Below are 14,183 nucleotides of genomic sequence, written 5' to 3'. Positions count from 1 at the left end.
GTAGCTGCCCAGCGCGCGGAGTTGGAACCGGGTGAGACCCTGGGCGAAAGCTGCCAGGTCGCGCTGGCCCCGCGCCACTCCGGCCAGGGTGGCCATGACCATGATGGAGAGGAGGCATTGCAAGGAGTAGTCTTTGCCCTTCTTGGCCCGCCAATCCGGAACCTGCCGGCACAAAACTAACAGCCACCGGATTCCAACCATCGTGAGATCGGCGCGTGGAATGACGGCGTCCTCGACGTGTTGCAAATCGGCGGGCAGGCGGGCGGCCCGCAATGTGGCACAGGCCTTGGGACGCAGTTCGCGCACCCACAGCTGCTTGGGGCGGTTGTGGGTGGTGTAGTAATCCTGCCGGGCGCGCCCGTGCCCCTTGGTCTCACCTAACAATCTCCAGCCCTGCGCCTTGTAGCAGGTGCCACGGAACAACCGGCTATTGAGATAGTGATGTTTTTCGATGAGCGCGCGGTAACGATCACGTTCGATGGCATCGTCAGGATCGATCAATCGAACGCGCACATACTCAAGGACATGCTGTTCGGACATTGCCGGGACGCGGTAGCGGGATGTGGCCATGCGCGAGTTGTGCCCGAAGGCGCAGAACATGTTCAGTAATTTGTCTCAATCAGCTGAAAACCAGATTTTTGCCGATTTTTAAAAATCCGCCGTGAGGCCGCTCAGTGGACCTCGCTGAAGGAGAGGTCGAAATCGGTTTCCAGCTTGGTGATTTTCGGCCGTTCGCGGGGCTCGATCAGGGCGAGGGAAACCCCCTTTTTGCCGGCCCGCGCCGTCCGGCCGCTGCGGTGGGTGAAGTATTCGATCTGCTCGGGGAGTTGGTGGTGGATGACGAAGGAAAGCCCTTCGACATCGATCCCGCGGGCGGCAACGTCGGTGGCGATGAGGAACTGGGTGCGCTCCTTTTTGAAGGAACGCATCACGGTGTCGCGCTCCTTCTGGGTGAGGTCGCCTTGCAGGACATCGACCGGAAACCCCTTGGTGGTGAGCTGTTTGCCGAGGATGATCGCGCCCGCCTTGGTGCGGCAGAAAATCACGCCGCGGTTGGCCTGCTGTTTCTTGAGAAAACCGGCGATGAACTCGGTCTTCTCGTCGCGGCTGCAAATCTTGAACTGGTGGTCGATGTCGCGGTTGACGACGTGCGCCTTGTCGATTTTCAGCAGGTGCGGTTTTTCCGACATGCAGTCCTTGATCAGGCCGTGGATGGCGTCCGGGATGGTCGCCGAAAACAGCCACGTGCTCTTCCGCGCGCGGGTGAGGCCGAAGATTTTCACCAACTCCTTCTTGAAGCCCATGCTCAGCATTTCGTCCGCCTCGTCCAGGATCAGGTGCTTCACGTTGATCAGCGTCAACGCCTTTTTCTGGAACAAATCAAGCAGCCGTCCGGGCGTGGCTACGACGATGTGGGTCGGCCGTTGCAGCGAGGCAACCTGCTTGTCGAAGTCGTCGCCGCCGCAAAGCACCTCGACAAAGATCTTCTCGGAAAACTTGGTGTAGCGGAAAAGCTGCTTGCCGATCTGCTTCGCCAGCTCGCGGGTGGGCGCGACGATGAGCCCTTGGATTTCCCGCGATTTCGGGTTCATCTTCATCAACAGCGGCAGGCCGAAAGCGGCGGTCTTGCCGGTGCCGGTCTGGGCCTGGGCGATCAGGTCGCCGCCGTTTTCGAGCAGCCACGGGATCGCCTTGTCCTGGATTTCGGTGGGATGAATGATGCCGAGCTCCTGAAGCCCTTGCATCAGGTTGGCGGGAATGCCGAGTTCTTTGAAAGTCTTCAACGTCGTGTTTTCTAGTGCTATTCGCCCGCTTGGACGGGTGACGGGGGCACCTTGTGCGGTTCAATCAAGGATGACGAGCCATGAAATTTTGGGTTTTGCGGAAACTCTGAAACACGAGCTTGACACCTGCGCCCAAATTCCTATTTTCCCCCGCCCGCCTCCAAGCGACCCATTTTTTACAATACGACCATGGCCAACCACAAATCTTCAATCAAGCGCGCACGTCAAACCGTCGTCCGGACCGAGCGTAACCGTGCTGAAAAGAGCCGCATGAAGACGCTCCGCAAGAAAGCCCTCACCGCGATCGCTTCCGGTGACAAAAGCGCTGCCGCCGAAGCAAGCTCCGCATTCTCTTCCGTCGTGGACAAGGCCGCCAAGCGCAACTTGATTCACCCGAACAAGGCCGCCAACTTGAAGAGCAAGACCGCGAAGGCTCTCGCAGGCATCGCTTGATCGACCCGTCAGCCGGTTTCATTCAAATCAAAGAAACAAGCGGACCGGGTCACCGGTGCCGCTTTTTTCATAGCCACCATGCCCGAATCTCCACCACCGAACCGTGCGGCCGCCGCCGCGAAGATCGCCGCCAATCCCGCAGGCTACAAAGTCTGCGAGGGCTGTGATTCGATTGTCGGAAGTGGAGCCGCGCTCTGCCCGAACTGTCACAGCTACCGCTTCGACGCGTCGCCCCAGCGGGTGATTCTCCAGGCCCGGATTCTCGGATCAAGGGAGCAAACCTCGGTCACGGCCGATGACTTGGGCTGATTTCAAATGAGCGTGCCTATCGGATTCAAAGAGTGGCAGGTGGTTTGCGACGCCTTGGCATCGGGCCGGCAGTCGATCCTCCTGCGCAAGGGCGGCATCCATGAGGGACGCCAGGGATTCTCCTTCGCCCACGAATCTTTTTTCCTCTTCCCCACCCGCTTCCACGCCTTGGCCGACCAGGTCCGGGAAGGTGAGGTGAAAGTCCTGCCCGAGTGGCAGCCGGGCGATGTGATCGGGATCACCCACCACGCCGAGGCGCTGTGGGCGATCACTCTGACAGATTGGAAAAAGGTCGGGGCCTTGGAGCCGCTCCATATCTACTCGGAGCAAACGGTGCGCGACCGCTTCGATTGGGAGGGCAAAGGCATGGCCTCCGGCAGCATTCATCTCGCGTTGGTTCGCGTCCGCGAACTCGCCACGCCTTGGGAATTTCCCTACGAGGCGAAATACGGCGGCTGCCGCAGTTGGGTGAATCTCCCCGAGCCGCCGGCCGGCTGGAGAGACAGCGCGCGGCCCGTGCTCGCGGACGAGGCTTTCGCGGCCTTGAATCAGAGTCTCAAATAAGCGATCAATACAAAAACCTCGGAATCAAAGCTTCCCCGCCAGCTCCCGCCTCTTCAGTTCGATCTCCCGCACGATGATCTGCACTTGGGCACCACCGATTCCATGTTGGTGAATCCACGAGGAGCGCAGGGTCTTGAAATACTGCGGCGACGCGATCCCCTCCGGCAATGGCAGGTCCAAGGCATTCAAACCGCCGCGCCACATCTCCAGCTCCGCCTCCAGTTGGACGACGATCTGATGCGCGGCGAGCGCGAGAATCGCGAACGAGCCCAACGTGAGGTCCAGTCACACGCCGCGTGAGCATGGAACCAAGAAAGATTCCAATTGCTCATCCTAGGCTACTTGGCTAAGTTATCACCGTCATGCAAGTCATCATCCTTGAGGCAAAACGCAGCTTTCCCGGTTGATCGCGGCGGCAGAGTGCGGCGAGGAGGTCATCAGCGCCCGGCGCGACAAGCCGGTGGTCAGGCTGAGCGCGGTGGACGAATACTGAGGCAAAACTCGGATCGGTGGACTCAAAGGCAGGAAATTTAAAATGGTCGCGAACGTTGACGCCCCCGCGCTCAACGCGGAAATCGCCAAAACCTTCAACGCCCCGTGACCGCCACCACCGTGACAGGCTGGTTGCTCGACATCCAAACGCCTTGGATTGGGAATCATCTCCGTGGACGAAATCATCGACGACTATCAAGTCGGGAGGGTCTGGTGATCGAGCTGCCTAACTTCCTTGCGAAAACCCTCCGCGAAAAGCGCGGCGAGTGGGACGTCTCCCAAGCGGAAGTCTCGCGCATGACCGGGCTTCAAACAAAGGCAAGGGTCTAGCTGCGGTTGAATCAGCCGATGACGTCCGGCCAGTCGGTGTGGAACATCTCGCCACGCTTCTTGTCGGTGCGCTCGTAGGTGTGGGCGCCGAAGAAGTCGCGCTGGGCTTGTAGCAGGTTGGCGGGGAGCACGGCGCTGCGGTAGCTGTCGTAGTAACCGAGCGAGGCCGAGAACGCCGGAACCGGGATGCCGGCGAGGGTGGCGATGGAAATCACTTCGCGCCAGTTTTCCTGGAACCCGTTGAGGAGGTCCGTGAAGAACGGGGCGAGCATGAGGTTCTCCAACTTCGGATTCTTGCGATAGGCTTGGGTGATGTCGTTGAGGAAACGGGCGCGGATGATGCAACCACCGCGCCAGATGGCGGCGATCTTGGCGAGATCGAGATCCCAGCCTTTTTCGGCACCCATGGCGGTGATGAGGTCGAGACCTTGGGCGTAGGAGATGATCTTGGAAGCGTAGAGCGCGTCGTGGACTTTTTTCACGAGCTTCTTTTTTTTCACGTCGATCTCGGGCTTCGGTCCTTTGAGGATCTTGCTGGCGGCAACGCGCTTGTCCTTCATCGAGGAAAGAATGCGGGCTTCGACGGCGGCGTTGATGGTGGAGACGACGACGGCGTTTTCGATCGCGTTGATGAGCGTCCACTTGCCGGTGCCTTTCTGGCCGGCGGTGTCGAGGATGAGATCGACGAGCGGCTTCGTGGTCTTTTTGTCCTTCTGTTTGAAGATCTCGGCGGTGATCTGGATGAGGTAGCTTTCGAGATCGCCCTTGTTCCACTCGGTGAAGACTTCGGCGAGTTCGTCCGGGGTGAAGCCGGCAGCTTTGAAAATGTTATAAGCCTCGCAGATGAGCTGCATGTCGCCGTATTCGATGCCGTTGTGGATCATCTTCACGTAGTGGCCGGCACCGCCGGGTCCGATGTGGAAGACGCAGGGCTCGCCCTCGGCCTTGGCGGCGATGGATTCGAAAATCGGCTTCATGACCTCCCAGGTGGAGGCGGGGCCGCCGGGCATGATGGACGGGCCTTTGCGGGCACCTTCCTCACCGCCGGACACGCCGGCACCGATGAAGCGGAAGCCGAGATCGCCGAGCCACTTGTCGCGGCGCTCGGTGTCGGTGTAGAGCGAGTTTCCGCCGTCGATGATGATGTCGCCCTTGTCGAGCAGCGGGATGAGCGACTCGATGACGGCGTCCACCGGCGCACCGGCCTTCACCATGATCATGACCTTGCGCGGCGAGGCGAGCGACTGAACGAACTCTTCGAGCGACTTCGCGCCGACGAGTTTCTTGTCCGGGTGCTTCGCGACGAATTCGTCGGTCACGGAGGTGGTGCGGTTGTAAACCGAGACCTGGAAGCCGCGGGATTCCACGTTGAGAACGAGATTCTGGCCCATGACGGCCAGACCAATAAGTCCGAAATCGCTATTGCTCATAATAAGGTGCCGTTGAATGGGCGGGCAATGATGTAGGAGGAATGGCGGATTGGCGCAACCCCTTGTTGCTATCCGCCCATGCATTTCCCACATTGCGCGCGTGAACTTACCGAATGCGATCACGTTTTCGCGCCTTGTGATGACCGCCGCCTTCGTGGTGGCAGTCTCGCAAAGCTCCCTGACCGGTTATGGCACGGGCTTGGTGCTCTTCATCGTGGCGGCGGTCAGCGATTTCGTGGACGGCTATCTGGCGCGGAAAATGGGGCTGGTGACGCCGCTGGGGAAACTGATGGACCCGCTGGCGGACAAGATTCTGGTGAGCGCGGCGTTTGTGTTTTTCACGGAAAAAGGCCTCTGCCCGGTGTGGGTGACGGCGCTGATCATCGGCCGCGAGTTTCTGGTCACGGGCCTGCGCCAAATCGCTATCGAGGCCGGCCAGGTCCTGGCGGCCGACGGTTTGGGCAAATGGAAAACCACCTTCCAGCTCGCCTATCTGATCACCGGCCTGATCTGGCTCACCGCGGAGCACGCGAAGAAACAAGTCGCCGGGCTGGAGTGGCTGGGCAATCTCGCGCGCCCGTCTTCGGAAGGCGGCTGGGTGCAGCCGGTCTTCCTGTGGGCGGCCGTCGCGCTCACCGTGATTTCCGGCTGGAACTACGTCTGGAGCGGCCGTGGCTTGCTGAAAACGAAATCTAGCTGATCTGCTCTGCGTAGGCCGCGGCATCCATCAGTTTGGAAACGTGGGCCGCGTCTTTCACCTTGAGCTTGAAGATCCAGCCCTTGCCGTAGGGATCGGTGTTGACGAGCGAGGGATCGGCCTCGACGTCGGGATTCACCTCTACGATCTCGCCGCCGACCGGGGCGTAAATGTCGCTGGCGGCTTTCACGGATTCCACCACGGCAGTCGGATCGCCCGCGTCCACGGCGCGGCCCACGGCGGGCAGCTCGACGAAGACGACGTCGGTGAGTTCTTCCTGGGCGTGGTCGGAAATGCCCACAGTGGCGATGTCGCCATCAAGGCGAACCCATTCGTGGGAGCTGGCGTAGCGGAGGTCGGCGGGGGTGTTCATAGGGTAAGTCAGTGGATTATTGATGGCTTGGAAATGATAGGTCTCATAGGTCTCATAGGTCCCATAGGTCCCATAGGTCCCATAGGTCCCATACGGCCTATTTCTTGTAAAACGGCTTTTTGACGACTTCCGCCGGGAACAGGCGTCCGCGGACTTCGATTTGCAGCGGCGTCCCGATTTTCGAGAACTCCGCAGGCATGTAGGCCATGCCGATGCCGGTCATCAGCGAGGGCGAAAGCACACCGCTCGCGAGTTCTCCGAGCACCGCGCCGTCGGCGGAATGAACCGGGTAGTGCGCGCGCGGCGGCGGACCTTTGTCCAGATATCGCAGCGCCGTCAGCTTCACCGCCGGGCCATCGGCCTTTTGGCGGACGAGCGTGTCGCGGCCGATGAAGTCGCCCTTTTCCAGCGCGCAGAAGAACCCGAGCCCGGCCTCGATCGGCGTGCGCTCGGGGGAAAGATCGTTGCCGTTGAGCGGATAGCCCATTTCCAGGCGCAGCGAATCACGGGCACCGAGGCCGCAGGGTTTCGCTCCGGCGGTGAGAAATTTGTCCCACCAGGCGATGCCCTCGGCGGCCGGGCTGAAGAATTCGAAGCCGTCCTCGCCGGTGTAGCCGGTCCGGCAAACCACCGAGCCTGTGGCCGTGGTCATGATTCCGTTGCGCGGCGGTAGCGTTTCGCCCGGGAAAACCTTGGCGAAAATTTCCACCGCGGCCGGCCCTTGGATCGCCATGCCCGCCCAAAGATCGCTCTCGTTGCGCAGCGTCACATTCGCGTCCTGCCGCGCCGCCATCCAGGCGAAGTCCTCGTCGATCATCGACGCGTTCACCACCAGGAAAAACTCCGTTGCGCCGGACCGATAGGCGATCAAATCGTCGATCACGCCGCCGACTTCATTGAGCATCAACGTGTATTGCCCCTCGCCGATGCCGAGCTTGGCGATGTCGTTGGTGAGCAAACCGTTCAGCCACGCCGCCGCGGTCGGCCCGCTGACGATGAACTGCCCCATGTGGGAAATGTCAAAGATCCCGCAGGCGGTGCGGACGGCCGTGTGCTCGTCGATGATCGAGGTGTATTGCACCGGCATGTTCCAACCGGCGAAGGGGACGAGTTTGGCACCGAGCGCCACGTGGGCGGCTTCGAGCGGAGAGCTTTTGATTTCGGAAATCACGCTGCGGAGACTGAAAGCACGACCCGCGCTTGTCAATCGGCGCGAGAATACACCGTCGGATTGCGCAGGCGCGAAGAATCACTAAATCCTTTACATTAGAAGAGATGTGATTTGTCTTCTCTTGAATTTTTTCGGCAATGAACTTCCCCATTAAAACCCGTCGTCTGAATTGTTTGCGTTCCGTTTGCATATTGCAGCGGTTATTCCTGTTTCTAATGGCCGCTGTGTTTTTTCTGGGGACTTCCCCCCCACTCAGCGCGGCGCAGGGCCGATTGAAATCCCTGAAACTTCAGATTTCAACGGATCGCCAGACCGCGGTCGTGACGGTAGCCGAGGGTTTTGAAAGCGTCTCCTTATACCGTTTCCAACGTCCGGGCGGTTGGCGGAAGGTGAGCTCGCAAAGCGGAGTGTCCGGCATGGTCGAGTTCCATTTGCCAAGCAATGATCGGAAAACTCAATGGCGAGCGCTCGGCTGGTATGTGGGGGGCACAATGTCTCGCGACAAATTTCCAGCGAAGTTTTATCAGGGGCAAAAGACCTTCGGCCCTGTCAAGTCGGCTGGCGCGTCCCGTCCCGCGGCCATGGGGCTCGATTACATGCGGAGGCTACCATTGATGATGCAGGACACCGAAGTCAAAGAGCAAGTGCCCACTGCAATTCCGGTTGAGGCGGATATCTGGAAGGTGGAGGGAAACACCGTCTATTTTTTCAACCAGCTGCGCGGTTTGCAGGTGCTTGATCTGGCGAATCCTGCGGATCCTCGTTTGACAGCTTCGTTACGGCTCCCCGCAGTCGGTCAGGATCTCTATCTGCTGCCCGGCACCCAAGGGGATCGCACGGTGGTTCTTCTGACTCAAAGCAGTTCGGCGGGAGGCGACCCGTGGACGCGCATTAATCTCGTCAAGGTCGCTGGGGGCAAGGCTGGAATCACCTTCACTCAAGACGTTCCAGGCAGTCTCGCCGACAGTCGTTTGGTGGGCAACCGCTTGGTTCTGGCCACCACCGAGTGGAATTCCCAAAGCCGTCTGACCGAGTGGCAACTCTCCAAAAACCAGCCGCCATTGGCAGCTGGCGAAACATTGATTGAAGGTAATGGGCCGCTGATTTCCTCGGGAGCCGACTGGCTGGCGGTGACGACCAGCCCGCACGGGCTGTGGAATGCTTCCGATGTGTTCGTTTTTGCGATCCGTCCGACAGGCCTGGTCCAGATGGCCGGAGAAATCCGCACCGAAGGGGTGATTTCGAACAAATTCAGGATCCAGTGGAGCAACAACGTGCTGACCACCATTTCAGAACACCGCAGCAGTGACTCGGGCTGGGTCCCCAAAACGATCATTGAAAATTTCCGTGCCTGGTCACCGGAGAGTATTCATGCGATGGAGGTCGAAAATCGTGTCCTCGGTCGGATTGAACTGATCGAGGCCAACGGCGAAAGTCTCTATGCGACGCGCTTCGCGGGGGACAAGGCCTATGTGGTGACTTTCATGCAAACCGATCCGCTGTGGGTAGTGGACCTTGCCGATCCCCGGAATCCCGTCGTGGCCGGCCATATTGAGGTTCCTGGTTGGTCTTCCTACTTGCAGCCCATCGGCGACCTGCTGTTTTCCATAGGTATGGAGTCAGAAAGAGTCGCCGCTTCGCTTTTTGATGTGGCGGACCCCGCAGCCCCGAAACTGCTTCGCCGGATCAATCTCGGGGATTCGGGATCATTCAGTGAAGCCGTGTGGAATGACAAGGCGCTGAAAGTCCTGCCGGATGCCGGGCTGGCAATGATCCCTCTCTCCGCCAACTATTGGTCGATCGGGCAATCGGGTGTGCAATTGCTCGACATCGACCTCGCGAATCGTGATTTGCGCCTTCGTGGATTCATTCCCCATGAATTCGACGCGCGCCGTGCCGATCTGATCGGCAACTCCGTGGTTTCGATCTCGCAGCGGGTGATGGACATCACCGATGTTTCCGACCGCGATGCTCCGGCGACGCTTTCCAATGTATCGCTCGCTTGGCCCGTGGATCGGGTTCTGGAAGTGGGCGGTCATTTGTTCCAGATCGAGGACGGCCAATCATTCCGTGGCGGACGCGCGACCTTGCGGGTGTCTCCGGCAACTTTGCCTGAGGCGATTCTGTCGGAGACCGATCTGGGCGAGGGGACCGTCAAGGCCGCGGAATACCGCGACGGCAAGTTGTATGTCCTCCGGCAGATCGGGACCGCGTCGCCTTGGATTTATTGGGCGCGCTTCATGGGCGATGGAGGAAACCAGGCCAACCAGCTGATTCTCGACATCTACGACGCTTCGGCCGCCCCCGCGCTGACCCTGCTGGGGACTTGCTCGGTGAATCCGAAATCCGGTGCCCAACTGGTCGGCGACCGCTTGCTCTGGCCTCAGCCAAACCGCCCCGCCGTGGCGATCAGCTATCAATATTCCCATTGGTTTGGAATGTATCCGGTTGATACTGTCATGCCAATGCCCGTGATGGCTGAGCCCAAGCCGGCGTTCTCTCCGAAGAGGAGATTCCTGGCCACCGCCAATTCTTTGAAAAACAAACCCTCGGTTAAACCTTACCAGATTCAGCCTTACTGGCTCCCGCGGGAAGCCCCGCAATTGCTGGTGTTCGACGTCTCGCTGCCAGAGGCCCCGGTCGCCCAGACCCCTGTTGATCTCGGACCTTCGGGATCGATGTTAAACAACGCCTGCGACGCGGCGAACGGGCTGGTCGTCGCGGGAATCACCCGGTGGAGGGATGGCGATTCCGGTCCGTGGCTTGACTCCGATCAAGCCTACCAATCCGTATCGGTCATCAAAGTCGCAAGCTCGGGGACCCCAGTCGTTCGGCCGCTAATCGACCTGCCTGGGGAGCTCTTCGCCGTCAGCGAGCTCGATGCCAAGGGATTTTTGGCATTCACCCGGACGGTCGAGAGTCAGGGCGCCAAGACCGTCCAAGTCAGCGCCAGCGATGGGATTGACGCGTTCTTGGTCGCCAGCCTCGCGGAGCCCGCAGATGCGATTTCCGCAGTTGGTGGAAGGCGCGTCTATATTACCGCCGCAGACGGAGTGGAAAAGCACCTACTGGGTAATGCAGGGACTTGGATCAGGGAGCCAGCGTTGAAGATCGGCTGGCAGCCAAGTGACCTTCGCTGGACCGAGGGCACACTTACCGGAACCAAGTGGGATTCCATCTTCGCCGCCGGTGCCGAGGACGAGGCGGCGAAGGTGTGGGATTTCCCAACTTGGACTTTTGACTTGGGCCGAGTTTCCGTCGCCGCCGACGGAGATTTGCTGGTTCCTTTCGGGGATTACGGCACGGAGCGTTTGGATCGTTAAAAACCGGTCTCTTCCGCTCTCGCCGCGCTTGTCAATCGGCGCGAAGCCGCGATGTTCCCCGCCGACATGACTGTTTTCGATCGATTGGAGCGCCGCTTCGGCTGGCTGGCATTTCCCGGATTCCTCCGCTATTACGCGTTGTTCCACGTTCTCGTCTTCGTGTTGCAGATCATCCGGCCGGACATCGGGCAGCTTTTCGAATTTGATCGGGCGAAGATTTTCTCCGGGGAAATCTGGCGGGTCGCCACGATGTTCTTCGCCGGCTCGCAATTCGGCACCTTCAATCCAGTCAGCCTCTTGCTGCTGATTTTTGCGGTGAGCTTCGTCTTCATGGTCAGTGACGGCCTCGAAAACGCTTGGGGCAGTTTCAAGGCGTCGCTGTTCTATTACACCGGCATCGGCCTCGTGTTGTTGGCGAATTTCGTCTATCCGGTCGGCATCCCGTCGAGCGGAGTGGCGCTGTTCGGCGCGGCCTTCCTCGCCTTCGCCACGCTTTTCCCGAAGGTGGAAATCCTGCTGCTGTTCATCCTCCCCGTGCAGGTGCGCTTTCTCGGGATTCTGATGGCGGCCGGTATTCTTCTCAACGTCGCCGGCCAACCGGTCCTGCTACCGTTTTTCCTCGTCGCTTTCACGAATTATTTCATCTGGGCCGGGATTCCCGCGCTGCGCGGCACCGCGCGGGCGATCGAGTCAGGCCAGCGGAAAAAGCGCTTCAACGCCGCGCCCCCCCCCGCCTCCGAGGCCTTTCACACCTGCGTCATCTGTGAGAAAACCGACGTCTCCCACCCGCACGACGAGTTCCGCATCGGCCACGACGGCGAGGAGTATTGCGGCGACCACCTGCCGCAGTGAGGTGGAGGGGAATGGCGACCGGAGGGGAAACGCCGGAGCGGGCATCGTGCTCAAAAAGCCTCGCCCCGGAGATTTCCGGTGATAGGTTTTTGCCATGCCTACGGTGTTGCGCATCGGATCATTCCGGTTTCATTTTTATTCCGATGAAGGGCAAGAGCCTGCGCACATCCACGTCCGGACCGCCGATGGCGAATGCAAATTCTGGCTAGAGCCCTCGATCTTCCTGGCAAGCAACCGGGGCGTGAAGCCGCATGATCTCCGCAGCATCGAACCTTTGGTTTTTGAGCACCAACAAGCATTGAAGAAAGCCTACTATGAACACCTCGCTCGCTGAATCCACCGCGACTTTTGAAGCTGCCGCCATCCGCGCGTGGGCGGATGGTCGCATCATCTACATGGAACTTCACGATGGGCGGATCATCGGATTTCCGGCGGACCGCTTCCGCCTTTTAGCCAATGCATCTGACGAACAGCTGGCAAAAGTCGCGCTGGAAGTCGATGGCTACGCGCTCCGCTGGGAAGAACTGGACGAGGACATCACTGTGCCCGGAATCCTGGCCGGACGCTTTCAGTTGCCCCGGAAATAAATTTTCCCCGCTCGCCGCACGGCTAATACCAACTCTATGAATTAAAGCGACGGACTGGGGTAGGAGAGAGTCTCAAAGTCAAAGGTCAAAGGTCGGCTCTTCGATTTTCTGCCAAACATGCTCCATGGTGGTTTCACTTACTCGCTGTCTGCAGTGTGCAGCTTCCTGATATCCTCGGCGAGGCTGTTCAGCTCCTGCGGCGTGAGTTCATGGCCGCGAGCCGCACGGAAGAAAGCGGGAAGCGTCCGTTGCAGAATCGCATGACCGGCCACATCGGCGGGAATTTCGCGCCGCTGGAGAGCGGCCTCGTCCATGAGAGCCAGCTTGCTGTCCCCCGATAGACCGAAGAACTCAGCCAGTCGTTCCAAAAGTCCGATATCGGCGGGCGGAGGATTTACCCCCCTCAATGACGCGCGTGGCGACTTCATTGTATCGAAGCTCGTCGTGCTCCACTCGGCCAAGCGAGCCGGCCGGCACGGGTGTCGTCGTCGCGAACACCCTGTCCGCCAATCGCCCGAGTCCTCAAGTGCCAGTCTCTCACGGCAATACCACCAGCTTGCTCGGTGCCTTCTCCGGCGCCGCCCAGACGGGCACCGTCAGCACCAGCAGAGCCGATAAAATCAGGGCAGAACAACGCATGTCACATATTCCCAGGAATGTTTGGATAGAAAATCCTCTAATGAATGAATACAGGATTCCTTTTGTCTGGAAAACCGCGCGCCGACCGCGATGCTCGGCTTGCGCCAACCTCGGCTTGTGAGGAGTGAGACTCATGGCTTGCTAGGGATCTCGATGCTGGGGACGGCGAGGGCCTGCGGCATCCCCCCGGCGCGCTTTGCCACAAGGACGAAGCCATCAACTGTGGCGCCCTCCGGTGCCTTGCCCAGCGTGTAGACCCACTGGCGGCCGTTCCCGATGATGCCCGGTTGTGCGGCCGTGTGTGCCTCGCCAGCAGCCGACCAGCGCAACTCGATCGCTTCGGGCCCGGGCATCGCCCCTGATTCCGGCCACTGCAGCACGACCTGTTGCACTTGCTGCGGACCGGACCAGGCAAAACCAGAGATTACCCATGTTTTATCCTGTTTAAGCGCACTGAAAAGTTTGGCGATTTCCCGGGGCAAGGGGGCAGGCGGCAGATCACGACGAAAGACCTGCGCCGTGTCTGCCAGATTCGGGGTTTTCCTGTCGGCGGCAACCTTTGCAACAGCTTGCGTCTTCCCGTTTGGAAAGTAGACGCAGGGCTCGCCGCCGCTGCCGCCCACCGCAAACAGGTCCAGAATCGGCATGAGCGGCTCATCGGCCTTCTCCGTTGACGAACCCAACAGCAGCGGCCCATCGAAATATCGGGTGGCCCTCTTCGCCAGCTCGGCTTGCACCGCCGGGCGCGGTCCGCGCTCCTGCTGGAAGGCTACCTCGACAACGGTGCCAGCAACAAGCGGGACCTCGATTCCGGCAAAGGAATCGGCCAGGCGCGGCTCCGCCTTCTTGCCGTTCACGCGGATCTCAAAACTGTCCTTCACTGCCCACGAAGGTACGAGGAAGCGCCACTTCTTTTTCTTGTTTACCTCACTCTCGAGGACTTCCAGTCGCATCTGGCCCTTGTGCGGATAGCCGGTCTCCTGGCGAACTTTGCAAGTTCCCTCCGCAAACCGCAGCGTCGCCGTGCCATTCGAATAAAAGGGCAGGACCACCGTGTCCTTGTCTTGGAAGTAACTGTATTGAATCGCGCGGGCGATTCCTTCGCCGCCCCGCATGGAGCAGCAAAAAGCCGCTTCCGAGTGCAACTTGGTGCGGCACGTTCCCGTGGCGTGACCCACG

Annotated in this window: 16 protein-coding genes and 1 pseudogene; 8 read left to right on the top strand and 9 right to left on the bottom strand. The window is 59.9% G+C overall.

All coding sequences use genetic code 11. The features are described 5' to 3' along the window. Both AC4DF4_RS14970 and AC4DF4_RS14965 read right to left on the bottom strand, forming a co-directional pair. Positions 1-600 (bottom strand): annotated as a pseudogene (locus AC4DF4_RS14970) (hypothetical protein); the annotation flags it as partial. Positions 601-671: 71 nt separating this feature from the next. Further along, positions 672-1,784, bottom strand: coding sequence for a DEAD/DEAH box helicase (locus AC4DF4_RS14965; RefSeq protein WP_490048917.1), 1,113 nt, complete (start codon positions 1,782-1,784; stop codon positions 672-674). A gap of 189 nt (positions 1,785-1,973) precedes the next feature. Here AC4DF4_RS14965 and rpsT point away from each other — a divergent pair, with 189 nt between their 5' ends. The 3 genes from rpsT (at position 1,974) to AC4DF4_RS14950 (ending at position 3,110) form a co-directional block, all read left to right on the top strand. Then, a complete protein-coding gene (rpsT, locus tag AC4DF4_RS14960; RefSeq protein ID WP_490048916.1) occupies positions 1,974-2,237 on the top strand; it encodes a 30S ribosomal protein S20 in 264 nt (87 codons plus the stop codon). 78 nt (positions 2,238-2,315) lie between these two features. Next, positions 2,316-2,546, top strand: coding sequence for a hypothetical protein (locus AC4DF4_RS14955; protein ID WP_490048915.1), 231 nt, complete (start codon positions 2,316-2,318; stop codon positions 2,544-2,546). 12 nt (positions 2,547-2,558) lie between these two features. After that, positions 2,559-3,110 carry a DUF1802 family protein gene (locus AC4DF4_RS14950; RefSeq protein WP_490048914.1) on the top strand — a complete coding sequence of 184 codons (552 nt, stop codon included), beginning with the start codon at positions 2,559-2,561 and terminating at the stop codon, positions 3,108-3,110. A gap of 24 nt (positions 3,111-3,134) precedes the next feature. Here AC4DF4_RS14950 and AC4DF4_RS14945 read toward each other — a convergent pair whose 3' ends face one another. From AC4DF4_RS14945 to gnd, 3 genes are all read right to left on the bottom strand, one after another. Next, entirely contained in the window at positions 3,135-3,383 is a 249-nt protein-coding gene (locus AC4DF4_RS14945) for a hypothetical protein (RefSeq protein ID WP_490048913.1), read from the bottom strand. 99 nt (positions 3,384-3,482) lie between these two features. Continuing rightward, the gene (locus AC4DF4_RS14940) at positions 3,483-3,770 is read right to left on the bottom strand and encodes a hypothetical protein (protein WP_490048912.1); all 288 of its coding nucleotides are present in this window, start codon (positions 3,768-3,770) and stop codon (positions 3,483-3,485) included. Positions 3,771-3,943: 173 nt separating this feature from the next. After that, positions 3,944-5,362 (bottom strand): decarboxylating NADP(+)-dependent phosphogluconate dehydrogenase, encoded by a 1,419-nt coding sequence (gene gnd, locus AC4DF4_RS14935; RefSeq protein WP_490048911.1) that lies wholly within the window; start codon positions 5,360-5,362, stop codon positions 3,944-3,946. A gap of 100 nt (positions 5,363-5,462) precedes the next feature. Between gnd and pgsA the strand changes: the two genes are divergently transcribed. Beyond that, positions 5,463-6,062, top strand: a complete 600-nt coding sequence (gene pgsA, locus AC4DF4_RS14930) for a CDP-diacylglycerol--glycerol-3-phosphate 3-phosphatidyltransferase (protein WP_490048910.1) — start codon at positions 5,463-5,465, stop codon at positions 6,060-6,062. On the opposite strand, the gene gcvH is transcribed toward pgsA, so the two are convergent. Both gcvH and gcvT read right to left on the bottom strand, forming a co-directional pair. Beyond that, positions 6,055-6,432 (bottom strand): glycine cleavage system protein GcvH, encoded by a 378-nt coding sequence (gene gcvH / locus AC4DF4_RS14925; protein ID WP_490048909.1) that lies wholly within the window; start codon positions 6,430-6,432, stop codon positions 6,055-6,057. The two genes, pgsA and gcvH, sit on opposite strands and share 8 nt — an antisense overlap. Positions 6,433-6,529: 97 nt before the next feature. Beyond that, the gene (gene gcvT, locus AC4DF4_RS14920; protein WP_490048908.1) at positions 6,530-7,603 is read right to left on the bottom strand and encodes a glycine cleavage system aminomethyltransferase GcvT; all 1,074 of its coding nucleotides are present in this window, start codon (positions 7,601-7,603) and stop codon (positions 6,530-6,532) included. Positions 7,604-7,740: 137 nt separating this feature from the next. On the opposite strand from gcvT, the gene AC4DF4_RS14915 reads away from it, so the two are divergent. The 4 genes from AC4DF4_RS14915 (at position 7,741) to AC4DF4_RS14900 (ending at position 12,365) form a co-directional block, all read left to right on the top strand. Further along, positions 7,741-10,926: a beta-propeller domain-containing protein gene (locus tag AC4DF4_RS14915; RefSeq protein ID WP_490048907.1), complete on the top strand. Its 3,186-nt coding sequence runs from the start codon at positions 7,741-7,743 to the stop codon at positions 10,924-10,926. Positions 10,927-10,992: 66 nt separating this feature from the next. Further along, positions 10,993-11,778 (top strand): hypothetical protein, encoded by a 786-nt coding sequence (locus AC4DF4_RS14910; protein ID WP_490048906.1) that lies wholly within the window; start codon positions 10,993-10,995, stop codon positions 11,776-11,778. Between the two features lie 94 nt (positions 11,779-11,872). Beyond that, positions 11,873-12,112: a DUF4160 domain-containing protein gene (locus AC4DF4_RS14905; protein ID WP_490048905.1), complete on the top strand. Its 240-nt coding sequence runs from the start codon at positions 11,873-11,875 to the stop codon at positions 12,110-12,112. Then, a complete protein-coding gene (locus AC4DF4_RS14900; RefSeq protein WP_490048904.1) occupies positions 12,093-12,365 on the top strand; it encodes a DUF2442 domain-containing protein in 273 nt (90 codons plus the stop codon). Before AC4DF4_RS14905 ends, AC4DF4_RS14900 begins: the two co-directional genes overlap by 20 nt. Positions 12,366-12,502: 137 nt before the next feature. On the opposite strand, the gene AC4DF4_RS14895 is transcribed toward AC4DF4_RS14900, so the two are convergent. Then, positions 12,503-12,793 carry a hypothetical protein gene (locus tag AC4DF4_RS14895; protein WP_490048903.1) on the bottom strand — a complete coding sequence of 97 codons (291 nt, stop codon included), beginning with the start codon at positions 12,791-12,793 and terminating at the stop codon, positions 12,503-12,505. 342 nt (positions 12,794-13,135) lie between these two features. Then, on the bottom strand, positions 13,136-14,183 hold a 1,048-nt coding region (locus tag AC4DF4_RS14890; protein WP_490048902.1), incomplete at its 5' end, for a hypothetical protein.

The organism is Luteolibacter sp., from assembly GCF_058122085.1.
This window is presented reverse-complemented; position numbering and strand designations above follow the sequence as displayed.

What these genes read in the sequence shown, in the direction of transcription:
- rpsT (WP_490048916.1), top strand. Translation starts at nt 1,974, where the DNA reads ATGGCCAACCACAAATCTTCAATCAAGCGCGCACGTCAAACCGTCGTC.
- AC4DF4_RS14955 (WP_490048915.1), top strand. Translation starts at nt 2,316, where the DNA reads ATGCCCGAATCTCCACCACCGAACCGTGCGGCCGCCGCCGCGAAGATC.
- AC4DF4_RS14940 (WP_490048912.1), bottom strand. Translation starts at nt 3,770, where the DNA reads ATGATTCCCAATCCAAGGCGTTTGGATGTCGAGCAACCAGCCTGTCAC.
- gnd (WP_490048911.1), bottom strand. Translation starts at nt 5,362, where the DNA reads ATGAGCAATAGCGATTTCGGACTTATTGGTCTGGCCGTCATGGGCCAG.
- gcvH (WP_490048909.1), bottom strand. Translation starts at nt 6,432, where the DNA reads ATGAACACCCCCGCCGACCTCCGCTACGCCAGCTCCCACGAATGGGTT.
- AC4DF4_RS14915 (WP_490048907.1), top strand. Translation starts at nt 7,741, where the DNA reads ATGAACTTCCCCATTAAAACCCGTCGTCTGAATTGTTTGCGTTCCGTT.
- AC4DF4_RS14910 (WP_490048906.1), top strand. Translation starts at nt 10,993, where the DNA reads ATGACTGTTTTCGATCGATTGGAGCGCCGCTTCGGCTGGCTGGCATTT.
- AC4DF4_RS14905 (WP_490048905.1), top strand. Translation starts at nt 11,873, where the DNA reads ATGCCTACGGTGTTGCGCATCGGATCATTCCGGTTTCATTTTTATTCC.
- AC4DF4_RS14900 (WP_490048904.1), top strand. Translation starts at nt 12,093, where the DNA reads ATGAACACCTCGCTCGCTGAATCCACCGCGACTTTTGAAGCTGCCGCC.
- AC4DF4_RS14895 (WP_490048903.1), bottom strand. Translation starts at nt 12,793, where the DNA reads ATGAAGTCGCCACGCGCGTCATTGAGGGGGGTAAATCCTCCGCCCGCC.